This window comes from Eubacterium ruminantium, from assembly GCF_900167085.1.
GTDB lineage: Bacteria > Bacillota > Clostridia > Lachnospirales > Lachnospiraceae > Eubacterium_Q > Eubacterium_Q ruminantium.
This window is the reverse complement of the sequence record NZ_FUXA01000010.1, coordinates 99,854-120,793: the sequence shown is the minus strand read 5'-3', so window position 1 is coordinate 120,793 and position 20,940 is coordinate 99,854. Positions and strand designations below refer to the sequence as shown.

Here is a 20,940-nt window from a genome sequence, read left to right as displayed (position 1 = left end):
CAGGAGGAATTAAAATGATTAATAAAGCATTTCCAATTGGTAAAAAAGTAATGGTTGTTAGCGAAGATGAAATAGGAACTGTTGTCGGATACGAAGGAGATTTTATAAAGGTTCAGTTTGCCCCAGATATTATTCTTGAATTCTTTGAACATGAATTATTCTATGCGGAGGAGTCATAATGTGGAAAGATTGCAATTCGTCACAGCCTACCATGTACAAAAGAGTTGAATTGCTACTTAAAGATGGGAATGAGATATTAGGATTTTATATTGGCAATAAAAAATATCTTAGCAGCAGTAAACACGAGGTTGTAAAAAATGTTAGGTGTTGGAAGTATCCTGATGAAGACAGTATATTAGTCAAGAAATTCACTGAAGAAAGAAGGGAAAAATTTGAAGAGGAAAATTAAAATAATACGAAATGCCGCACAATGTCTAAAGTGTGGGGATGTAGTTGAGAGTAAACACGTACACGATTTTTGCCCATGTTCTTGCTTCGTAGAAAGCAAAGGAGCTTCTGGAATTGCAGTGGATGGCGGACATGAATACTTGAGAAGATGTGGAGATATAAAATTCATTAAAGAACTATCTGAAACTCGCCCATATACCGATGAAGAAATGGATGAATATAATCGTCACATAGAAGAATATAATAAAAAATATGGACATATTTTAAGAAAGTAGGCGGGAATTCTCGGTGACTTGTCTCCGAGATGAAAGCCCACATAAAGGAGTTATATGAATAGAGCAATCAAGTATAGAATATATCCTACAAATGAACAAAAAATAATGTTTGCCCGAACTTTCGGTTGCTGTCGTAAGGTATGGAATCTTATGCTTGCAGATAAAATTGCTTATTACCAAGAACATCAAAAGACATTACAAACTACTCCTGCACAGTACAAAAAAGAATATCCATTTCTCAAAGAAGTTGATTCTTTAGCACTTGCGAATGTGCAGATGAATCTGCAAACAGCTTACAAAAACTTCTTTAGAGGTAAAAAGATAGGCTTTCCAAAGTATAAATCTGCTAAACATAGTAGAAAATCGTACACTACCAACAATCAAAAAGGCACTGTGGCAATTCTTGATAAGACTATAAAACTTCCCAAAATAGGCATTGTCAAGGCTAAGATACATCGACAGCCTAATAAGGATTGGATGATTAAATCTGCAACAGTATCACAGGAACGTGATGGGGTTTATTATATATCAATCTTATTTGAATACGAAGTTAAAGAGTTATATGCTCCTGTAACATCAATGAGTACATTAGGACTAGATTATAAATCAGACGGATTGTATGTAGATAGTGAGGGTAATGATTGTAATATGCCACATTACTACAGATTATCACAAGACAAGTTGGCAAAGTCGCAGCGTAAGCTGAGACATAAGACTATTGGTAGTAATAATTACTGCAAACAGCAAAAGAAGATAGCCAAAATACATAGACACGTAGCAAATCAAAGAAAAGATTTTTTACATAAGAAGTCAACTGAGATAGCCAATCAGTATACTTGCGTATGTGTAGAAAATCTCAATATGAGGTCTATGGCAAATAAAAGCTTCGGAAATGGTAAAGCTACCTTGGATAACGGCTACGGAATGTTTATAAACTTCTTGGAATACAAACTAAAAGACAGAGGTGGTTATCTGATAAAAGTAGACAAATGGTTTCCAAGCTCTCAACTCTGTCATTGGTGTGGATATAGAAGCCCAAATCTCAAAGACCTTAGAATCCGCAGGTGGGATTGTCCTTATTGCGGTCATACAGGAATAGATAGAGATTGGAACGCTGCTATAAACATTAAGGTTGAGGGATTGAGAAGCTTAGAATCAGCATAACTATAAACAATAGGGTAGGAACCATCCGAATTTACGCCTGTGGACACTGTATAAGACGAACCAACAAGGTCACTTGTCAGGAACGCAGTGGTGGTTGAAGCACGAAGCTCGGTTACTTATAACCGAGTAGTTCACATTATATGGAGAAATAATATGCAAGATATTAGAAAAAAAATGAATAAGGATTTACTATCTTTTTCCCGTATAAACGGATGGCATTGTGCATACGAATGGAAGTTACATTATATGGACGGTATAGAAGGAGAATCTGGATTTTTTGCCGAAGTCGGAAGTGCAATGCATAAAACACTGGAAGCATATCTTAAGCAAGAAAAAGACATGTTTACATTGTTGGAATTTTTTGAAGAGAATTGGAAAAAATATGTCAAACATGAAGCTCCACCGAATAAGTATGTTGATATTGAAGAGCAATATCATCAGCAATGTATAGATTATATTAATCAACTTACTTTTGATTTTGAAAAGTTCGAAATTCTTGGCGTAGAAAAGGAAGTAAAATTTAATATAGGGAATTACAAGTTTCACGGTTTCATTGATTTGTTGTTAAGAGATAAAGAAACCGGCGAGATAATAATTAGTGATCATAAAAGCTTTATGCCTAAATTCAAAACGAATGGTGAAATAAGTAAGACTCAAATAGCACATTTTCAGGAATTTAAACATCAGTTATATATTTATTCTATTCCTATAATTGAGGAGTACGGAAAAGTAGATAGATTAAGATGGAACTTTTTCCGAGGTCAACAAGAATATTCGATACCTTGGAACAAAGAAGAATACGAAGAAACAATTCAGTGGGCATTAGATAGGATAGAAGAAATTAGTAGTGAAGTTTTGTGGCTGCCTAACAATAAAAATCAATTTTATTGTTATTATTTTTGTTCTATGAGAAATAAAGCCTGCGAATTCAAACAAAGAGAGTTATAGGGAGGGAATTAATTATGAGTAAGTTTAGCGGGAAGTGCGATTTCTACGATTCTGTAGTGGCTATACATTGCGATGGTGATATAAATAAACTAGAAAAATATTTAGGTAATACAGATATCTACATTTTAGGTTTAGACGATAGATATCATAAGGTTAAATGTGAGACGGAAAAAGATGCGGTAAAATATTATCCCTATATTATTGGAATTATGGTACACAACGGTGAAGAAGGAAGAAATAAAATAATTCTTTCCTCAGATAGTTTTATTGATAAGGAAGAAAAAGAATGGCTTGAATGGAAGATCGAAGACGTATTTAAGTATTGGCGAAAATGTAAACGAAAGAAAGAGTTGTTTACTGCTGAAAAATTTTTGAATCAAGACTGTTTTGGTTATGGAGAAACAATGGAAGAAGTTGCCAATCGTATTGCTGAATATGGGAAAAAAGCTGACTTCAAAGATATACACGATAGTACACATGAGTATTTTCGCAAAATATGGTACGAGGAAATGATAAGGGTGGGATATGCTCCACATAAAGCGTTTGATTGGATCTACAAAGATATTTTCGCATCACGAGACACTATTGAGTTAAGATTAGGAAAAGAGGTTGCTGATGAAATATTCGGAGGAAAAACTGAATGAAATTGCCGATAAAGTAGATATTATTGAATTAATTGGACAAACAGAACTACTACACAGGAAAGGTGGAAACTATTTCGTTTGCTGTCCTTTTCATAATGGTGATGACACACCATCATTATGCATTAATCCCAAGATGAATAAATGGCATTGTTTTGGATGTGGCGCAGGCAGTTCGGTATACGATTGGATTTGTCTGAAATATAACAAAACATTTCCGGAAGCCTTTGAATATATCTGTAATTTAGTGGGTGAAAATCCTGAGCAATTTATAGAAAGTGAATCAATTCAGCTTCTTAAACAATTAAAGAAAAAGAAAAATACTAAACAAAATAATTTAGTAAATGTCCGTAAATTTTTAGATTTTACCGATGATTACATAAATAAATATGATGATGAACTTCCTCAGGAATGGCTCGAGGAAGATATGACGCCAGAAGCCCTTAAAACCTACAATATAAGAATTGATCATAACGCTAATAGAATAGTATATCCGGTATATGATGCGTCGGGAAATTTTATAGGAGTTAAAGGACGAACTAGGATATCCGCATATAAAGAATTAGGATTGCCTAAATATATGAATTATTACAAGGTTGGCGAGGTTGATTATTTTCAAGGACTTCAACAGGCTTTGCCAGAAATAAGAAATAAAAAATCTGTCATTATTTTTGAAGGAATTAAAAGTTGTATAAAAGCTTGGGGATGGGGAATTAAAAATACTATATCATCAGAAACTTCAAAGCTATCAGAAGGACAGGTGAAGTTATTAATTAAACTAGGCATACCGGAAATTGTTATAGCTTGGGATTCTGATAAAAAGATAAGTAGTATAGTCGGAGATCCTAAGATACAAACCCTAAAACATTTCTCTCAAATTTCAATCATAACAGATACAAAAAAAATATTGGACGACAAGATGGCTCCTGTTGACAAGGGTGAAGAAATTTTCCGAATATTGCTGAACGAAAGGAGAAAATTATGAGCAAAAGACTTCCAACTAAGGAAGAATTTGTAAAAAAAATTCCTCCGATAAATGAAAAAAATTGGGATCAGGAATTATTTGTATGTCCAATTTGTGGGAGCGGAGTAAAACGAGATTTGTCAGTATTATACTGTGTGCTTCCGCCAAAATACAAATATTTTTGTAGTAATAAAGATTGTGAATATAAAGATATATTCTAGACAGTTAAGAAAAAACAAGAAGGAGACAGGATTAATGGAAAAAATGCGATTGATCGAAAGTTTTAGTGGCGGAGGTATGCAAAGACGTGGCTTGGAAAATGCCGGGGTGTTTCAGATTGAATCAATAGGAACTTCTGAGATAGATATATGGGCAATAATTGCTTATGCTGCCATACACTGTAACCTCACAGATGAAATGGTCGAGAACTATGACAATTATCCTTCAAGAGAATCAATAATTAAATGGTTAAAATCTCATAATATTGGATATGATCCGGTAAAAAACAAACATTATGATTGGGAAAAGAAACTTAAAAGCAAAAACAAATTCTTAGAAAAAATATATTTAGCAAATAAACTTAGTCACAACTTTGGCGATATAAGTAAAGCAAAGCATCTGCCGAAATGTGACATGCTTACTTATAGTTTCCCATGTACTGATATATCCATTTCTGGAAAAATACAAGGATTTTCAAAAGACTCTGGAACAAGAAGTAGCTTAGTTCACGAAATCATGAGATTGTTAATAGAATTAAAAAATCGTAATCAGCTTCCGAAATATTTACTTATGGAAAACGTCAAAAACCTCGTATCTAAAAAGTTTATTGGACAGTTCAACGATATTATAAGTTTATTAGATGATATTGGATATAATACCTATTGGGATATATTAAATGGTAAATATTGTGGAGTTCCGCAAAATCGAGAACGTGTATTTGCGTTGAGTATACGTAAAGATGTCGATACTGGGATGTTTAAATTTCCGCAACCATTTGACGAGCGTAAAAGACTGAAAGATATATTGTTCGCAAAAGTTCCAGAAAAATATTATATCACTACAGATAGAGCCAAAAAACTTTGTGATGACTTAGTATTGAATGGTAAAATAAAACTTGACGATTATGGAATAACAGACGAAAATTCTACAGACAGACAGACAGACAGACAGACAGACAGACAGACAGGAGTCGATTTGTCAATCTACCATCCCCAATGTAGAGAATTCGCAAACTGCATTACAAGAAAAGAAGACAGAGGAATTTCAAACAGAGGTCAGATTGGAACCGGCATTGTTGAGTGGTAAAGCTGGACAATTAGAAAAATTCACAGACTTCGCCGGTACAATAATGCAAAGAGATTACAAGGGGTTTCCCACATATGCTATGACAGGAGTAATTGAGATAAAGAGGTAATAATGCAAGAATCTAAAATACAAATTTTGGCAATTATGCAACCTGAGAATGGTAGCGGAATAGTACATTTACAAGACTATATTTACGGAGTAGAAGGAATAGCACCAACCATTACTGCAAGAGATTATAAATCGCCACGTTTAATCGTGGTGTTGGAGGATGAAAATGGATGATATTAAAAGGTTAGGCAGTTTGTTTGGACATACAGGCGGTAGTTTTGCTGGACTTGTGTATGATCCTGACGGACTCGCTCCCGCCATTAATACCGCAGGAGGGGGGCTGAGAATGCCGTTAATAATCGAAATTGATGAAGAAAGGAAATCACATATAATGGAAGATCAGGAAAGAAAGTTGAAGATTCGAAAACTTATTCCAGAGGAATGTTTTAAACTGATGGGATTAACGGAAGATGATTGTCAAAAATGTCGAGAAGTTGGATGTAGCGATACTCAGTTATACCGTATTGCCGGAAATGGTTTAATTACCAACTGTGTAGAATTGATTACAGAACATCTATACAAGGCAATATATGATGAAGCTTACGAGTGTACCGATGAAGGTAAGGAATTAATATTGACAATAGACTGATTTCGTAATATATTATTAATAAAGGAGGAAATTAATATATGATTGTACTTGTGTTCATATTATTACTAATAATTTGCGCTTTACTGATAGCGGGCGAATATCTAATGGGAGGTGTCAAAATAGATGTGGACAATACCAAAGGAAATTGGAGCATAGGATTCATTGGAGGACTACAGCTATTATTTATATGTCTCAAACTTGGTAAGGTCATTAAGTGGTCATGGATATGGGTGCTTTCTCCACTTTGGATTTCATTCTTATTACTGATGGCAATGGCAATAATATATATAGTGGCAAATAAACGAAAATAGAAAGGAGATTATTCGTGGCAGAAGAAAAATTTATGGACGGCAAGGAAATCGCCGATATTACAATTAATGATATTATAACTGAATATTTTAACAATACGGGAGAAATTAGAGATTTAGATTGTATTTTAGAGAAAGTGGATTTTTTAGATAGAACTCTCCACTTAGGGGATATTGAAGAAGCCACCGGGGATGTATTTTCACATCTTATAAGGTTTTGGAATATGGTAGATAAGAATATTCCAGTTAAAAAAAGACAGCCAATAAAGATTATTGTAAATTCAAGCGGTGGAGATTTAGTATCCGCCCTTACTATATCAGATGCAATAACATTATCAAAAACCCCAGTATACACAATTAATACTGGAAAAGCCTACTCGGGTGGATTGATTGTATTTATTTGTGGACATAAGAGATTTTGTTATCCATCGGCAAGTTTTCTCTTCCACGAAGGATCCACTACTACGGGAGAGATGGATGCGGGAAAATTCAAGAATTTCGCCACTTATTACAATAGTCTCATCCTCAAGATGAAAAATTATCTTATTAAAAACACTAATGTCACCGAAGAAATTTACAAAGAAAAGAGTCGTGATGATTGGTGGGTATTTTCTGAGGAGGGGATTGAGTTGGGATTTGTCGACAAGATCCTAAAAGAATTCATTTAGTGGAGGGGTTGCAGTGACACTACGAGATGTGTTAAAAAATTTCGACAACAAAAATTTTAAAGTTATTGAATATAGAGCGATTGTTCCGGCGGGAAATTCTAATGAGGAAATTCTCGTCGGGATGGCAGCATATAAGAATAAAATGCTACAGTCGCTAGATGGAGATAGTTATCATTTAAGCGACGAGATTGTTCGCTATGAGTTGTATCAGGATGATTGGCTTGTTGTTTGGGAGTAGTGAGGTGAGAAATGGGAACGAATTATTATTTCATAATTAAAAATTCACAATTTGCACACGAACATTTTGCAACGAAATCAAACTACAGTAATTATTATTACGACGGAGAATATGAAATTGGAGAAAATCCCGACTTGCATTTTAGTGTACATCTTAATAAGTGTAGTTGCGGATGGAGACCATTGTTTCAAATACATCGTGAATGGGATACATTTAAAAAACTTGAAGAATTTTATCAGAAGTATAAGAAGTATCTCAGGATACAGGATGAATATGGTGATAAGTATACATGGAATCAATACAAAAAAATAGTTACGACTCATGGTGTTGATGATCATCCAACGCCTCTGAAGTGGACATATGATATAACGGATTATGACCGTGAACATACGAGTGACCCACAACCCAGATTGCACCTTATAGATTGTAATCCGGATGAAGCTGAGATATTTGAACCATTTAACCACCTTGAATATGCGGAAACAGAAATAAAAGCTGCAAAAAAATTTGGAGTGTGGAATCAATGGAGAGAACACAACGATTTCTATTCTCATAATGATCCGGATTATTGTATAGATTGGGCAAAAGGAGAGTTTAGTTAATGGAATGGAATATGTGTAAAAACGGATTGCCACTTAAGAGTGGTAAATATCTTGTAATACGTTTAATCTTCAAACATCTTAGCGTAGACACTATGTATTTTGCCAGTGATTTAAGCAATCTAGACCAGTACAGTTTTAAATATAAAAAACGTCCGGGATTCTACGATTTCGACAGTGAATATGGATATTACGAAGTAGACAAAGTGATTGCTTGGGGTGAAACTCCGGAAATACCTCAGGAAATTCGAGAGCAATATAATTAATACAAATAACGGCAGTAAATAAGTTTTACTGCCGATAATTCTTAAAAGAAGGGATAAGGATGAAAAGAGATAATAATTATGTAGTATACCATCTTCATAGCGATTTAAGTAATGGGGTTACTAACATAGATTCGATAACAAAATATAATGAATACGTAGATTACGCAGCTTCTCTTGGGATGAAGGCTATGGGATTCGCTGAACACGGAAACGTACTTGAATGGACTTTTAAAAAGGCTAAGATAGAAGCAAAGGGTATGAAGTATATTCATGCTGAAGAATTTTATGTTACCGAAAAAATATGGTGGAATGATGAGAATGAAATAAATAAATATGCAGAATCTTTATTGGGATGTGACGAAAAAGAAGCGCAAGAAAAAATATACGAATATATGTTATCCACAAGAAAACAAAAGCGTGATAACTACCACTGCGTACTTATTGCAAAAAACTATGATGGAGTGCGTGAATTAAATAAACTTTCAAGTATAGCATTTAATAGAGAAGATGGACATTATTATTACACACCAAGAATTACATTTAAAGAATTAATTAACACTTCTGACAATATTATAATTTGTACAGGGTGTTTGGCTTCCATCTTAGCATCTGACAACACTTTTCTTAAGGATCAATTTATCTCATTTCTAACTCAAAACAAACATAGGTGCTTTCTGGAAATACAACATCATAATGTGCAAAAACAAAAAGATTATAATATAGCATTGTGGAAACTATCTCAAGAAACTAACGTTCCAATAATTACCGGTACAGATACCCACGCTTTAAATGAAGAACACTTAAAGGGAAGAAGTATTCTTCAAAAATCTAAAGACATACATTTTGATGATGAAGATGGATGGGATTTAACCTTTAAAACATATGAAGAACTATTAAAAGCATATGAAGTTCAAAATGCATTACCAATGGATGTCGTAAAAGAAGCTATTAATAACACTAATGTGTTAGCTGATATGATTGAAGAATTCAAAATGGATAAGAGTTATAAATATCCTAAACTTGTTGAAGATAATGAGCAATATATACGCCAAAAAATAGCGGAGGGCATAAAAGAAAAAGGTATAGATAAATACCCTAATTACAACGAATATCTTGAGCAAATAGAGCGAGAGATGGACGCATACAAACATAACAAGGCTTTAGATTTTATTATTCTTGAACAGGATTATAAATCCGAGGTTAGAAAAGAAGACATTCACTGTGGGTGGTCAAGAGGTTCTGTTAGCGGAAGTATCATTGCTTATATACTTGGAATAACAGATGTTGATTCTATCAAATACGATTTAAACTTTGATAGATTTATGAATGTGGAGCGTGTATCGTTAGCCGATGTAGACAGTGATTGGTTTGATAACGAAAGATATGTGGTTAGAGAACACCTATTTAACGACGCAAGACTTAATTGTTGTAACATAATTACTTTTAATACCATTCAGTTAAAAGGAGCAATTAAAGATGTTGGTAGAGCATTGGGATATTCTGTTGGCGAAGCTCAAGATATTGCCAATAGTGTTTATGTAGATGAAGAAAGTGGAAAAGAAACAGTTCCTGACGAGGTTCGTAATAAACATAAGGAATTATTTAAGTATGTTGATATAGTTGTAGGAACTATCACAAGCATTGGTAGACATGCAGCTGGACTTGTAGTTTCAACAAATGATCTTGAAGCAGACTTTGGTACACTTTCACTCTCAACTGATCCTAGACCGGTGTCACAAATTTATATGAAAGAAATAGATGCCCTAAACTATGTTAAGCTTGATATACTTGGACTTGATTGTGTTGGACTTATTGAAAATACATGTAGAGATATTGGCATTCCATATCTCTCCCCGGACACTTTAAATTTTAACGATGAGGAAGTGTGGAAAGACATTGCAAAAGATACAGCACTTGTATTTCAGTTTGAATCTGGATTTGCTAGTGACTTTTTAAAACAATGTTTAAGTGAAAAAACAATCAATAATATCAAAAAGTATAATCCAAACTTTTCTTATTTAGATGTGATGGCTATGGCTTCTGGTGCTATTAGACCAGCAGGTGCATCGTATAGAGATGAATTATCTAAAGGTGTATTTAATGATAATGGTAATAAACAGCTTAATAACTTTCTTGCTCCAACACTTGGTTATTTAGTATATCAAGAGCAGATTATTGGATTTCTTAATAAGTTCTGCGGATATACAATGGGTCAAGCAGATGTAGTAAGAAGACATTTTAGTAAGAAGACTGGTACTGAAAACGACATACCTATGATTAAAGAAGGTTTTGTTCATACAATGACAACCGATTATAATATATCAGAAGAAGAAGCAGAACATATTATTACAAACTTTCTTGTAGTTATTAAGGATGCTTCAGATTATCTATTTAGTCGTAATCATTCTATACCGTATTCTATGCTAGGATATGCTTGTGCATGGCTTAGGCATTATTATCCACTTGAAACATTAACTGAAGCACTCAATATTTATTCTGGTGGTAATAGTGATGCAGCAAAACAAAAACTTGAAAATATAAAAGAATATATTAAGAGTAAAAACATAACTATTAATCCAATCAAATTTGGTAAATCACGAAGTAAATTTTTCTATGATCGAAGTGGCAATAGTATTTATCAGGGTGTAGCTGCAATCAAGAATTTAAATGGTAAAGTAGCAGAAGAGTTATATGAACTGTCGCAAAATAAGAGATACAACAATTTTATAGATTTATTAATTGATATTAAAAATACAACATCGCTACAGAACGATCAGCTTGATATTCTTATTAAACTTGATTACTTCTCAGATTTTGGTGAAGTCAACGAGTTAACATACATAACAAGCAAATTTAATATTTTGTATGATAAAAACAAAGGGTTTAAAAAAAGCATTAAACAAGCCAAGCTCGGTCTTGATCCAGAATTTGTAATACCATATTGCGAAGAGTATAAAGCAGCTGAGGTTAAAGAAGTTAATATAAACGCTATAGCAACTGCCATAACTGATTCTGATCGCCAACAAAAGTATCGTGAAATAGTTAAACAGTGTGAAAAGCATAAAAAAACCGGTGAGTTTAATGGGTATAATTATGAAAAACTTTTTAAACTTACTGAAATGCCAGAGGATGTTAAACAGCGTTTTGCTACTAAAATATCCGAAGCTGAATATAAAAACATAGATGCATATAAATTATTAACGAATATAAAGTATATGGGCAAACCATTCTCGGTCAAGCAGTTAGTAAGTGCACAACAAGAATTTATGTCGTATATAGATTATATTAATCCAAATCTAGATCCAAGATATGTAGTCGTAACTCAGTTAGATACATCATATTCTCCAAAATTTGCAGCGTACTGTTTAAAAAATGGTAAAACAGAAGTAATGAAGGTGCGAAAAACTCGTTCCGGAAAAGGGTCTTTAGTATATACCACATTCAAAGAGCAACCATTCGAAAATGGAGATATTCTATATATGAAGAAATGCAAAAAAGAACCTAAAGCCAAAATGGTGGATGGAGAATGGACAAGAGATTATATGAATAAAGAATGGTGGCTGTACGATTACGATATAAAGGAAGGAATTAATATTGACACATAAAACATGATAGGATATAATGTGGTTGAAAGGAAGGTACTTTATATGAAAAAAGAAAACAAACTGATTGTTGTTGTTTTGGTATGTTTATTAATTACCGGAATATGTGGTACGTTAAGTATATTAAATATTGCAAAACTACACAATCGAAACAAGAAACTAAAAACAGAAAAGGAAGAAATTAAAAAAGAATTGGAAATTAGAGAGACGGAAGCTGCGGATTTATCCGTTAAACTTACCGCTTCAAAAGAAGAAATTGAATCTTTAAACGCAGAAGTCAAAAAACTTTCAACGCTCTTAATCGAAAAAGAAAAGAAAAATGAAGAGGAGAAAGTGGAAAGTCCTCAGTCTTCTGAGGTGGAAGAATCAACTGAGAATTTCTATTATGAAGAATCCCTGGAACCTGAATATGAAGAGTCTATTTATGAATCGGAGGAAATTCACGAAGAATCTCCGGAAGCTTCGTCGGATATTCCGTGGATAATGTATGAGGTGGTAGAAGCCGAAGTTCGTGGGGCAAGCAAGGAAGACAAGATGCATGTAGCTCATGTAATTATGAATAGGGTTAATTCAGACTCTTTTCCAAATAATATATATGATGTTTGTTTATCACCTAATCAGTTCGCCACACGAGGCGATGTGGATCAGAGCACAATTGACGCAGTTAATGAAGCTATGAATTCTGCCGATACCACAGATGGTGCGTTGTTTTTCCATAGTGGGGAATACAGTGATGAATTCTGTGGGGCAGATTATATATTTACAGATGATGCGGGGCATCATTTCTATAAATAATAAAGGAGATTGCATATGAATGTGATTACAATTAGTGGTAAAGCTCAGTCGGGCAAAGATACTACTGCGAAGCTACTCAAAGAACAGTTAGAAGATATGGGGTATAGTGTATTGATAACACACTATGCCGATCTTCTCAAATACCAAGCCAAAACTTTATTTGGGTGGAATGGGGAAAAAGATGAAGTCGGAAGATCCCTCCTGCAAAGATTAGGTACTGATATAGTTCGTAAGAAAAATGAGAACTATTGGGCACAGTATGTTATTGATATGTTAAAGATGTATTGTGACGAATGGGATTTTGTAATTATCCCGGATGCGAGATTCGAAAATGAAATTATCGCCGTTAAAAACTGCTTCCCAACAATTGCCGTAAGGGTGTATTCGGACAATTATAACAATGGTCTTACTGATGAACAGAAGAAACATCCGTCAGAAACCGCCCTTGATAATTTTAAATTTGACTACGAAATATTAAATAATTCTCGTACCATGGAGGATCTTAAAAGTCGCGTTAATCTTTTCGTTCAGGAAATTGTGAGGTAAAATTATGATAAAAACATTATATGTCGATTTTGACGGAGTAATTGTAAATACCGTTAAATGTATTACAGAACTGTATAATGAAGACCATAAGTATTATGAGAAATTTTCGCCGGTAGATTGGACAAGTATTGATACTTGGAGATTTGAAGAACTATATCTTGAACCATATTCAGTTATAGATAGATACTTCAATCAGCCACGTTTTTTCGCTAACGTAGAATGGATGGATAATGCTCAGGAAGTACTGCAGCGTTTATCAGAAAAGTATGAAATTAAAGTTGTATCCATGGGTAATCATGAAAACCTTGTTGGTAAACAGATATGGTTATTAAAGAATATGCCATATGCTAAATTTATGCCGGTTGTGTTTGGCGAACATGTTGACAAAAGCGATGTAGATATGTCGGATGGGATTATTATCGACGATTCGGTTAGTAATCTTATCAACAGTAACGCAGCTAAAAAAGTTTGTTTTGGCGACGAATACTCTTGGAATAAAAATTGGACGGGAGTGAGATGTAATAACTGGTATGATCTTGAAAATTATTTACATGAGGAGGAGCTAAAGATTGATCAAGATTAGGTTTAAAAATGTGGAAGTTTTGAAGAAGTTTGCAGATATAGCTTCGCACTATAAAAGCGACATCATAATCCATGATGGTCGAACCACTATAGATGGCGAATCTATAATGGGATTAATAGCACTTGGATTATATAAAACTTTTGAGTTGGAATTCATTGAAAAAGAGCCAAGTGAAAGAGAGAGGTTTATGTTTGATATTGAACTTCTCGGCATAACGAGATTATAAGGAGGATTCCTTAAGTAACTAATAATATTATCAAATGTGAGTAAAGATACTCAAAAGCCAGAGTATTAGTTGGTAACTTAAAACCACTGGAAACACAGGAAATACCAGAGCAGTTTGAAATAGTCCTGCTAACTATGGTGTAGAAACCTGATGGTTGTGTTTGAGTAATGGTATAAGACTACAAAAACCAAGTAGCAAATTAAAATATTAAGAAAGGAGAGTCTACTATCTAGATGAAATTCATATTACACCACATACAAGGCAATATGGATATGTACCGATGGCTTAGTCGGGAATTAACGACTGTGGAGTGTACAAGAACTTGTGAGTAGTATATCCGTTTATAGATTACTAAAGCATACACGTTGAAGCAGTAACTACGAATCGTGAGATTGTAGCGAATCATCTATCATATACACATTTGTATATGTTTTTAGTAGCAGTGAATTAATATGTATACATATCAGATGATTGGAATTGCCGATGAAAACGGCAAAACATATGAGTGTAAATATGGCACTTACAGTAAGGAAAAAGGGTTTGAGTTTTATGGCGATGTAATCGACATGAAGTGCAAGGTGTCACCATTTATTAATCTTCTTTTTCATGAGGATATTTGGAAGCTTAAGCCCGAAGTAAAGAAGATGTCTCTTCAGGATATTGAGAAAGAACTTGGATACAAAGTACAGATTGTTGATCCTGAAATTGGAACGGGAAAGAAAATATCACCGGAAAGAAAAAAAGAGGTTGACGACACAATAGATGTATTCAAGAAGCTTTTTGGGTTAGATGATATTGATCTGGAAGACTACTGTTAAAAACTAAAGATTGGAGATCGAAACTTATGAAAGTATATAAACGTGATGGCAGAAGAGTAAGCTTTAATAAAGACAAAATTGTTAATGCGATACTTAAAGCATTTGAAGAAGTAGATGGTGATATCACAACTTATGCTAAGAACAAAGCTAATGATATTGCTGATTATATAGAAGATTTAAACAAAAATTTTAAGGTTGAAGAAATACAGAATATTATCGAAGAAAAGTTAATGGCTTGTGCAAGAAAAGATGTTGCTAGAGCCTACGTTATTTATAGAAATACAAGAACTAATGCACGAGAAAATACAATTGATAAATCTATATCAGAAATTGTAAGAGGACAAAGTGATTATTGGAATAATGAAAACTCAAATAAGAATCCACGATTAGCATCTACTCAAAGAGATTATATTGCTGGAGCGGTTTCTACTGATACAACAAAAAGAAAACTGTTGCCTAAAAAAATAGTTGATGCTCATGAAAAAGGCGTTTTACATTTTCATGACATGGATTATTTTATTCAACCAATCTTCAATTGTTGTCTGATAGATATAGGAAATATGTTAGACAATGGCACTGTTATGAACGGCAAATTAATAGAGTCTCCAAAATCGTTCCAAGTAGCATGTACTGTAATGACACAGATAATAGCTGCAGTTGCATCTAATCAATATGGTGGTCAATCTGTAGACATTAAATGGTTAGGTAAGTACTTGAGACGTAGTTACGATAAGTACAAAAAGAGAATTACAGATAAATACAAAAATAAACTATCTGAAGAAATAATAGAAAATCTTGTTCAAGATAAACTTGAAGAGGAATTAAGAAGTGGTGTTCAGACCATTCAATTCCAAATCAATACGCTTATGACAACCAACGGTCAGAGTCCGTTTGTCACCTTGTTTTTAAATTTAGGTGACAATTGTGAATATCAAGAGGAAAATGCAAGAATTATCTATGAAATTCTTAGACAAAGATACGAAGGAATTAAAAATGAAAAAGGAGTGTTTATTACTCCAGCATTTCCTAAACTTGTTTATGTTCTTGACGAATGTAATTGTCTTAAAGGTGGTAAATACGATTATGTCACAGAGATGGCTGTTAAGTGTTCGGCTAAGAGAATGTACCCTGACTATATCTCAGCTAAGAAGATGCGTGAGAATTATGAAGGGAATGTATTCTCGCCCATGGGCTGTCGCAGCTTCCTTTCTCCTTGGAAGGATGAGAAGGGGAATTATAAATTCGAGGGACGTTTCAATCAAGGCGTTGTAAGTATTAATCTTCCGCAGATTGGAATTGTTGCTAAAGGTGATGAGAAATTATTTTGGAAATTATTTGATGAGAGATTACAGTTATGTAAAGATGCATTGATCTGTAGGCATAAAGCATTAGAAGGAATTACATCAGATATCAGTCCTATTCATTGGCAATATGGAGCATTAGCAAGATTAAAAAAAGGTGAGAAGATTGATAAGTTACTTCACGGTGGATATTCAACTCTTTCACTTGGATATATTGGGTTATATGAAGTCACTAAGTTAATGAAAGGGGTAAGTCATACTGCCCCAGAGGGATTAGAGTTTGCCTTAAAAGTAATGAATCATATGAGGAATGCTTGTGATTCATGGAAAAAAGAAACCGGACTTGGGTTTGCATTATATGGCACTCCTGCGGAGTCCTTATGTTATAGGTTTGCACGACTTGATAAAGAACAGTTTGGAGATATTAAAGATGTTACCGATAAAGGATATTACACAAACTCATATCACGTAGATGTTAGAGAAAATATAGACGCATTTGAAAAGTTATCTTTTGAGAGTCAGTTTCAGACAATATCATCGGGAGGCTCAATATCTTACTGCGAGATACCCAACATGAACAAAAACATAGAAGGACTTCGTGAATTAGTTAAATTCATATATGATAACATCCAGTACGCAGAGTTCAATACCAAGTCTGACTACTGTCATGTATGCGGATATGATGGTGAAATAATAATTAATGATGACAATGAGTGGGAGTGTCCTTGTTGTCATAATAAAGATCATTCTAAGATGAATGTTACAAGAAGAACTTGTGGATATCTTGGAGAGAATTTCTGGAACTTAGGAAAGACCAAAGAAATAAAAGCTCGTGTACTGCACGTTGGTACACCAACATATTTAGCTGAGTAAAGAAGGTGGTTTATTGATAAATGTTTCGAAAGAATGGCTTTATGATCAATATATTGTACAAAACAAAACCGTTCGTCAAATTGCAGATAAATGTGGATATAGCAAAGATACGTTGGCTCATAAGTTATCAGATTATGGTATAAAAAAGACCTTAATTAAACCATATCAAGAATATGAATGGTTATATAATGAATATATTGTGAAGGGAAGAACAACAAAAGATATAGCAAAACAATTCTCTGTTCGACAAGAAACGATTGTTCGCAATTGCAATAACTTTGGTATTTTGCGAAAAGCTGAACCAGTTTTTACAAAGGAATTTTTATATAACGAACATATAATTAAACATAAAAGTATGCTTCAAATCGCAAAAGAAACTAATAGAAATAATACTACAGTAAGAAAGTATATGGATTTATATAATATTCCCGTGTGGACATGCCATGATAATACTAATGAATATATAGATAGAAATGACGGAATTACGGATGTCAAAGTTTTTGATGCTTATGGAAAATATATAAATACTTTTACAATTGATACCTCAGAAATTGATAAAGTAAAAAAGTATAAATGGATAATAGTTGAGGATAATATTGTTAACGGAAGAACTAAATATAGGGTAGTTACTGGTAAACATCCAACAATTATCTTAGGAAGGTATCTTTTAAACATAGAAGACAAAGATATTATTGTTGATCATACAGACAATAATCCTCTAAATAACTGTTTATCAAATCTTAGAAGAGCAACTAGAAGTCAAAATCAAATGAATCATGGATTACAAACAAATAATACATCTGGATTTACTGGGGTTGTTAAAAATAAGAATAAATGGCATGTACAGCTACGAAACAAGACAAAAAATTATCATTTTGGAAACTATAAAAATCTTTGCGACGCAGTATATGCAAGATATATTGCTGAATGTGAAATATTCGGAGAATTTAGAAATACTCAAAATGACGAAGAAATATTTGAACAAATAAATTTGTGCAATTCAAAAGAATCTATAAGAAGATTTGTAATTGAGTTAATTAATTCACACAAATAAGTGATGGCAAACCGCAATACATAAAACGGAGAGAATTAAAATGCATCCAAATATCATTATTAAATGGCGAATGCCATTGCGGTCTATACATAAAATTTAAATAATAACAAAAAAAAGGTTACAAATTAAAAAAATGTTACTATCGAATATAATCAATAACAATACGCTCCGTATGCAAAGATATAGCAACTAAGACAATAGGAGTCCTTGTCGTGGAACACTCGGAGGACGAACTCCGTCAACAACGTTGTGTAACTCCACATGGATTGTGCAGTAGGTGAAAAGCCTTGCCGGAGTGCAAATGATGGGTGTGATTAAGGTGGGTAAGACACCTACCAACTACACACTCGTCATAATTCATAAGGAGGCAAGATTTTCGTGACAAAAGAAGAAATAGAGACAGAACTTAGACATATAGATGCCGAGAAATTGATGATGAACACGAAAGAAAAGTGGACATCAGAAGACTTTAAACGTGATAAGGAATTATTTGAGAAAATGCTTTCTTTAAAAAAATTACTCAAAGAGGAGGTAATTAATACATAATGTATAGCGATGAAGAATTAAAGGCTATGTCTTTAGATGAATTAAAAAAAGAATTTGAAAGTGCGGAAAAATTCCGTTTCTTTCTAAACATGAAAGATCATATGAGTACTAGCGATGTCGAAAACGAGCAGAAGTGGTATAGATATGAATTTACAATTAAATGCATCATGAAAGAAAAAGGAGAGGATTTATTTAGATGAAGTTAAAAATCAAGAAAGTAAACGAAAAAGCACAGTTACCAACTAGAGGATCAGAAAAGGCAGCGGGAATAGATATGTACGCATGTATAGACGAGCCTATAACAATTATACCGGGAGAAACCAAAATGTTTGGTAGTGGAATAGCCTGCGATTTTCCAGAAGGATATTTCGGCATGATAGTACCAAGAAGTAGTGTAGGAATAAAGAGACACCTTAATATCCCGCAGGGGGCTGCCATTATAGATGAAGATTATAAGGGCGAGATAATGCTGGCTTTTTATAACCATGGAAATCAAGCTCAGGAAATCTGTCCGGGAGAAAGATTAGCACAGATGATTCTTCTTCCATATGTTTTATTTGATATAGAAGAAACAGATAAATTATCAGAGTCAGAAAGAGGTGAAGGTGGTATTGGAAGCACCGGTAAATAAAAGATTACTTACCCTCAAAGAACTCTGTGATTATTTAGGAATCGGAATGACCAAAGCACGAGAACTCGTGCGAGGTCACAACGGTTTTGGAATACAAATTGGTGCAAAATGGTATGCAGATCTGGAAAAACTAAATAAGTGGATTGATAATAATTTGCAATAAGGTTATAATGTCTAAGACATTACGACCTTTAATTTTGCACCATGTTATAGAAAGGAGAGTATATGGGCAAAAATCTAAAGGGCAAAGAATTAGGAAAAAATATTATTCAGCGCAAAGATGGCAGATACCAAGGAAGATACATAGACAGATTTGGCAAAAGAAAAAGTGTATATGGTGAAACATTAAACGATGTGCGGAAATTACTGCGTGATAAGGAATATGAAAACTCTCGAAATTTAAACAGTTCTGATGAAACAATAACGGTTGATCAATGGTATTCGGTGTGGAGAGATACATTTAAAGTTAATAAGTGTAGGAATACAACATTAGAGTCATATGATAGAATATTTAGATTGAAAATTTCTCCGGAAATCGGCAATATGAAAATGATTAAAGTATTACCAATACATCTTCAACGAATAATCAACAAAGCAGATGCGAAAGGTACAAGAGAACTAATACGAGCAGTTTTAACCAATCTATTTAAGTACGCAGTGGCTTCGGAAGTTGTGGCGAAAAATCCCGCATTAAATCTAGACATTCGTAGAATAGATGATGAAGATTCTGAAGCAACTTTCTTAACCGATGATGAAATACAAATCATAATGAAATACTCGGAGAATAGTTGTATAAAAAATATTTACAGATTAATACTTCAGACGGGCATGAGAATTGGCGAAGTCACCGGATTAACTTGGGATAATATTGATTATGAAAAAAATGTAATCCATGTTGTTCAGCAGCTTGTTACAACAAAAGATCCTAAAACAAAAAAGTGGGTATTGGAAGTTCACAAGCCTAAAAGCAAGGCGGGAATCAGAGATATACCAATGACTAAAGAAACAAAAGAAATTCTTAGAGAACTTCGGGAGGACAAAGACGTAATAAAGTTCCCTAAAAATTCCGAATTTGTTTTTGCCACAAGGAATAATACTCCGCAGTATAGAGCTTCAATTTCAAAGTTATCAGATAGAATTCGAGATAAAATTCGCCAAGATTATCCGGATTTTAAGAATTTTTCACCACATAGTTTTCGTCATACTTTCGCAACAAAAATGATTGCTGCGGGAGTCAAGCCAAAAGTATTACAAAAAATTATAGGACACAATCAAATACAAACAACCATGGATCTTTACTGTCATGTATATGACGACCAAATTTATGAAGCTATGGACACATTTGAAAACATGGCGTAAAAATGGCGTCAAACAAATTTCAAAGTCTCGCACCCCGCAATTTTAAAGGGAATTTTTGAAAAGTTCTTGCGTGATTTGCACTTTTATAATAATATGATGAAGGAAATCAGAGAAGCAATTGAGGA

General features: G+C 33.7%; 29 protein-coding genes. All 29 read left to right on the top strand.

The window, feature by feature from the left end:
- Window positions 1-14: 14 nt before the first annotated feature.
- The 29 genes from B5D25_RS12895 (at window position 15) to B5D25_RS08865 (ending at window position 20,815) form a co-directional block, all read left to right on the top strand.
- Entirely contained in the window at window positions 15-179 is a 165-nt protein-coding gene (locus B5D25_RS12895; protein WP_159444134.1) for a hypothetical protein, read from the top strand.
- Complete coding sequence (locus tag B5D25_RS08990; RefSeq protein WP_078787629.1) at window positions 179-409, top strand: hypothetical protein; 231 nt, start codon at window positions 179-181, stop codon at window positions 407-409. The genes B5D25_RS12895 and B5D25_RS08990 overlap by 1 nt, the downstream gene beginning before the upstream one ends.
- Window positions 393-683 carry a DUF7695 domain-containing protein gene (locus B5D25_RS13120; RefSeq protein ID WP_242870222.1) on the top strand — a complete coding sequence of 97 codons (291 nt, stop codon included), beginning with the start codon at window positions 393-395 and terminating at the stop codon, window positions 681-683. The genes B5D25_RS08990 and B5D25_RS13120 overlap by 17 nt, the downstream gene beginning before the upstream one ends.
- Before the next feature lie 54 nt (window positions 684-737).
- Complete coding sequence (locus B5D25_RS08980) at window positions 738-1,847, top strand: RNA-guided endonuclease TnpB family protein (protein ID WP_078787628.1); 1,110 nt, start codon at window positions 738-740, stop codon at window positions 1,845-1,847.
- Window positions 1,848-2,000: 153 nt separating this feature from the next.
- Complete coding sequence (locus tag B5D25_RS08975) at window positions 2,001-2,795, top strand: PD-(D/E)XK nuclease family protein (protein ID WP_078787627.1); 795 nt, start codon at window positions 2,001-2,003, stop codon at window positions 2,793-2,795.
- A 14-nt stretch (window positions 2,796-2,809) separates the two neighbouring features.
- Window positions 2,810-3,439, top strand: a complete 630-nt coding sequence (locus B5D25_RS08970) for a hypothetical protein (RefSeq protein WP_078787626.1) — start codon at window positions 2,810-2,812, stop codon at window positions 3,437-3,439.
- A complete protein-coding gene (locus B5D25_RS08965; protein ID WP_078787625.1) occupies window positions 3,411-4,421 on the top strand; it encodes a CHC2 zinc finger domain-containing protein in 1,011 nt (336 codons plus the stop codon). Before B5D25_RS08970 ends, B5D25_RS08965 begins: the two co-directional genes overlap by 29 nt.
- On the top strand, window positions 4,418-4,621 hold the full coding sequence (locus B5D25_RS08960) for a hypothetical protein (protein WP_078787624.1): 204 nt from the start codon (window positions 4,418-4,420) through the stop codon (window positions 4,619-4,621). The genes B5D25_RS08965 and B5D25_RS08960 overlap by 4 nt, the downstream gene beginning before the upstream one ends.
- Before the next feature lie 34 nt (window positions 4,622-4,655).
- A complete protein-coding gene (dcm, locus tag B5D25_RS08955; protein WP_078787623.1) occupies window positions 4,656-5,705 on the top strand; it encodes a DNA (cytosine-5-)-methyltransferase in 1,050 nt (349 codons plus the stop codon).
- A gap of 111 nt (window positions 5,706-5,816) precedes the next feature.
- Window positions 5,817-5,987 (top strand): hypothetical protein, encoded by a 171-nt coding sequence (locus B5D25_RS12890; RefSeq protein WP_159444133.1) that lies wholly within the window; start codon window positions 5,817-5,819, stop codon window positions 5,985-5,987.
- Window positions 5,980-6,402 carry a class I SAM-dependent methyltransferase gene (locus B5D25_RS08950; RefSeq protein ID WP_078787622.1) on the top strand — a complete coding sequence of 141 codons (423 nt, stop codon included), beginning with the start codon at window positions 5,980-5,982 and terminating at the stop codon, window positions 6,400-6,402. Before B5D25_RS12890 ends, B5D25_RS08950 begins: the two co-directional genes overlap by 8 nt.
- 38 nt (window positions 6,403-6,440) lie before the next feature.
- Window positions 6,441-6,713 carry a hypothetical protein gene (locus B5D25_RS08945; protein ID WP_200803237.1) on the top strand — a complete coding sequence of 91 codons (273 nt, stop codon included), beginning with the start codon at window positions 6,441-6,443 and terminating at the stop codon, window positions 6,711-6,713.
- Between the two features lie 14 nt (window positions 6,714-6,727).
- Window positions 6,728-7,378 carry a ClpP family protease gene (locus tag B5D25_RS08940; RefSeq protein WP_078787621.1) on the top strand — a complete coding sequence of 217 codons (651 nt, stop codon included), beginning with the start codon at window positions 6,728-6,730 and terminating at the stop codon, window positions 7,376-7,378.
- Between the two features lie 13 nt (window positions 7,379-7,391).
- Window positions 7,392-7,616, top strand: a complete 225-nt coding sequence (locus B5D25_RS08935; RefSeq protein ID WP_078787620.1) for a hypothetical protein — start codon at window positions 7,392-7,394, stop codon at window positions 7,614-7,616.
- Between the two features lie 11 nt (window positions 7,617-7,627).
- A complete protein-coding gene (locus B5D25_RS08930) occupies window positions 7,628-8,218 on the top strand; it encodes a hypothetical protein (protein ID WP_078787619.1) in 591 nt (196 codons plus the stop codon).
- Entirely contained in the window at window positions 8,218-8,481 is a 264-nt protein-coding gene (locus B5D25_RS08925; RefSeq protein WP_078787618.1) for a hypothetical protein, read from the top strand. Before B5D25_RS08930 ends, B5D25_RS08925 begins: the two co-directional genes overlap by 1 nt.
- Before the next feature lie 59 nt (window positions 8,482-8,540).
- Window positions 8,541-12,086 (top strand): PHP domain-containing protein, encoded by a 3,546-nt coding sequence (locus tag B5D25_RS08920; RefSeq protein WP_078787617.1) that lies wholly within the window; start codon window positions 8,541-8,543, stop codon window positions 12,084-12,086.
- A gap of 42 nt (window positions 12,087-12,128) precedes the next feature.
- Window positions 12,129-12,878 carry a cell wall hydrolase gene (locus B5D25_RS08915; protein WP_159444132.1) on the top strand — a complete coding sequence of 250 codons (750 nt, stop codon included), beginning with the start codon at window positions 12,129-12,131 and terminating at the stop codon, window positions 12,876-12,878.
- A gap of 15 nt (window positions 12,879-12,893) precedes the next feature.
- Window positions 12,894-13,424 (top strand): deoxynucleotide monophosphate kinase family protein, encoded by a 531-nt coding sequence (locus tag B5D25_RS08910; protein WP_078787615.1) that lies wholly within the window; start codon window positions 12,894-12,896, stop codon window positions 13,422-13,424.
- A gap of 4 nt (window positions 13,425-13,428) precedes the next feature.
- Entirely contained in the window at window positions 13,429-14,007 is a 579-nt protein-coding gene (locus B5D25_RS08905; RefSeq protein ID WP_078787614.1) for a 5' nucleotidase, NT5C type, read from the top strand.
- Window positions 13,994-14,233 (top strand): HPr family phosphocarrier protein, encoded by a 240-nt coding sequence (locus B5D25_RS08900; protein WP_078787613.1) that lies wholly within the window; start codon window positions 13,994-13,996, stop codon window positions 14,231-14,233. Before B5D25_RS08905 ends, B5D25_RS08900 begins: the two co-directional genes overlap by 14 nt.
- A 452-nt stretch (window positions 14,234-14,685) precedes the next feature.
- The gene (locus B5D25_RS08895; protein WP_078787612.1) at window positions 14,686-15,051 is read left to right on the top strand and encodes a hypothetical protein; all 366 of its coding nucleotides are present in this window, start codon (window positions 14,686-14,688) and stop codon (window positions 15,049-15,051) included.
- A 26-nt stretch (window positions 15,052-15,077) separates the two neighbouring features.
- Window positions 15,078-17,225, top strand: coding sequence for an anaerobic ribonucleoside-triphosphate reductase (nrdD, locus tag B5D25_RS08890; protein ID WP_078787611.1), 2,148 nt, complete (start codon window positions 15,078-15,080; stop codon window positions 17,223-17,225).
- A gap of 13 nt (window positions 17,226-17,238) precedes the next feature.
- A complete protein-coding gene (locus B5D25_RS08885) occupies window positions 17,239-18,279 on the top strand; it encodes an HNH endonuclease (RefSeq protein WP_078787610.1) in 1,041 nt (346 codons plus the stop codon).
- Between the two features lie 378 nt (window positions 18,280-18,657).
- The gene (locus B5D25_RS12885; RefSeq protein ID WP_159444131.1) at window positions 18,658-18,825 is read left to right on the top strand and encodes a hypothetical protein; all 168 of its coding nucleotides are present in this window, start codon (window positions 18,658-18,660) and stop codon (window positions 18,823-18,825) included.
- Entirely contained in the window at window positions 18,825-19,025 is a 201-nt protein-coding gene (locus B5D25_RS08880; RefSeq protein WP_078787609.1) for a hypothetical protein, read from the top strand. Before B5D25_RS12885 ends, B5D25_RS08880 begins: the two co-directional genes overlap by 1 nt.
- The gene (gene dut / locus B5D25_RS08875) at window positions 19,022-19,456 is read left to right on the top strand and encodes a dUTP diphosphatase (protein ID WP_078787608.1); all 435 of its coding nucleotides are present in this window, start codon (window positions 19,022-19,024) and stop codon (window positions 19,454-19,456) included. The genes B5D25_RS08880 and dut overlap by 4 nt, the downstream gene beginning before the upstream one ends.
- Window positions 19,437-19,619, top strand: a complete 183-nt coding sequence (locus tag B5D25_RS12740; protein ID WP_143000660.1) for a helix-turn-helix domain-containing protein — start codon at window positions 19,437-19,439, stop codon at window positions 19,617-19,619. Before dut ends, B5D25_RS12740 begins: the two co-directional genes overlap by 20 nt.
- A gap of 62 nt (window positions 19,620-19,681) precedes the next feature.
- Window positions 19,682-20,815 carry a tyrosine-type recombinase/integrase gene (locus B5D25_RS08865; protein WP_078787607.1) on the top strand — a complete coding sequence of 378 codons (1,134 nt, stop codon included), beginning with the start codon at window positions 19,682-19,684 and terminating at the stop codon, window positions 20,813-20,815.
- Window positions 20,816-20,940: the final 125 nt, after the last annotated feature.

What these genes read in the sequence shown, in the direction of transcription:
- B5D25_RS08975 (WP_078787627.1), top strand. Translation starts at nt 2,001, where the DNA reads ATGCAAGATATTAGAAAAAAAATGAATAAGGATTTACTATCTTTTTCC.
- B5D25_RS08980 (WP_078787628.1), top strand. Translation starts at nt 738, where the DNA reads ATGAATAGAGCAATCAAGTATAGAATATATCCTACAAATGAACAAAAA.
- B5D25_RS08865 (WP_078787607.1), top strand. Translation starts at nt 19,682, where the DNA reads ATGGGCAAAAATCTAAAGGGCAAAGAATTAGGAAAAAATATTATTCAG.
- B5D25_RS08965 (WP_078787625.1), top strand. Translation starts at nt 3,411, where the DNA reads ATGAAATATTCGGAGGAAAAACTGAATGAAATTGCCGATAAAGTAGAT.
- B5D25_RS08905 (WP_078787614.1), top strand. Translation starts at nt 13,429, where the DNA reads ATGATAAAAACATTATATGTCGATTTTGACGGAGTAATTGTAAATACC.
- B5D25_RS08895 (WP_078787612.1), top strand. Translation starts at nt 14,686, where the DNA reads ATGTATACATATCAGATGATTGGAATTGCCGATGAAAACGGCAAAACA.
- B5D25_RS08950 (WP_078787622.1), top strand. Translation starts at nt 5,980, where the DNA reads ATGGATGATATTAAAAGGTTAGGCAGTTTGTTTGGACATACAGGCGGT.
- B5D25_RS12890 (WP_159444133.1), top strand. Translation starts at nt 5,817, where the DNA reads ATGCAAGAATCTAAAATACAAATTTTGGCAATTATGCAACCTGAGAAT.
- B5D25_RS08880 (WP_078787609.1), top strand. Translation starts at nt 18,825, where the DNA reads ATGTATAGCGATGAAGAATTAAAGGCTATGTCTTTAGATGAATTAAAA.
- B5D25_RS08960 (WP_078787624.1), top strand. Translation starts at nt 4,418, where the DNA reads ATGAGCAAAAGACTTCCAACTAAGGAAGAATTTGTAAAAAAAATTCCT.
- B5D25_RS08920 (WP_078787617.1), top strand. Translation starts at nt 8,541, where the DNA reads ATGAAAAGAGATAATAATTATGTAGTATACCATCTTCATAGCGATTTA.
- B5D25_RS08910 (WP_078787615.1), top strand. Translation starts at nt 12,894, where the DNA reads ATGAATGTGATTACAATTAGTGGTAAAGCTCAGTCGGGCAAAGATACT.
- dut (WP_078787608.1), top strand. Translation starts at nt 19,022, where the DNA reads ATGAAGTTAAAAATCAAGAAAGTAAACGAAAAAGCACAGTTACCAACT.
- dcm (WP_078787623.1), top strand. Translation starts at nt 4,656, where the DNA reads ATGGAAAAAATGCGATTGATCGAAAGTTTTAGTGGCGGAGGTATGCAA.
- B5D25_RS08945 (WP_200803237.1), top strand. Translation starts at nt 6,441, where the DNA reads ATGATTGTACTTGTGTTCATATTATTACTAATAATTTGCGCTTTACTG.
- B5D25_RS08930 (WP_078787619.1), top strand. Translation starts at nt 7,628, where the DNA reads ATGGGAACGAATTATTATTTCATAATTAAAAATTCACAATTTGCACAC.
- B5D25_RS08970 (WP_078787626.1), top strand. Translation starts at nt 2,810, where the DNA reads ATGAGTAAGTTTAGCGGGAAGTGCGATTTCTACGATTCTGTAGTGGCT.
- B5D25_RS08990 (WP_078787629.1), top strand. Translation starts at nt 179, where the DNA reads ATGTGGAAAGATTGCAATTCGTCACAGCCTACCATGTACAAAAGAGTT.
- B5D25_RS08925 (WP_078787618.1), top strand. Translation starts at nt 8,218, where the DNA reads ATGGAATGGAATATGTGTAAAAACGGATTGCCACTTAAGAGTGGTAAA.
- B5D25_RS08915 (WP_159444132.1), top strand. Translation starts at nt 12,129, where the DNA reads ATGAAAAAAGAAAACAAACTGATTGTTGTTGTTTTGGTATGTTTATTA.
- B5D25_RS12895 (WP_159444134.1), top strand. Translation starts at nt 15, where the DNA reads ATGATTAATAAAGCATTTCCAATTGGTAAAAAAGTAATGGTTGTTAGC.
- nrdD (WP_078787611.1), top strand. Translation starts at nt 15,078, where the DNA reads ATGAAAGTATATAAACGTGATGGCAGAAGAGTAAGCTTTAATAAAGAC.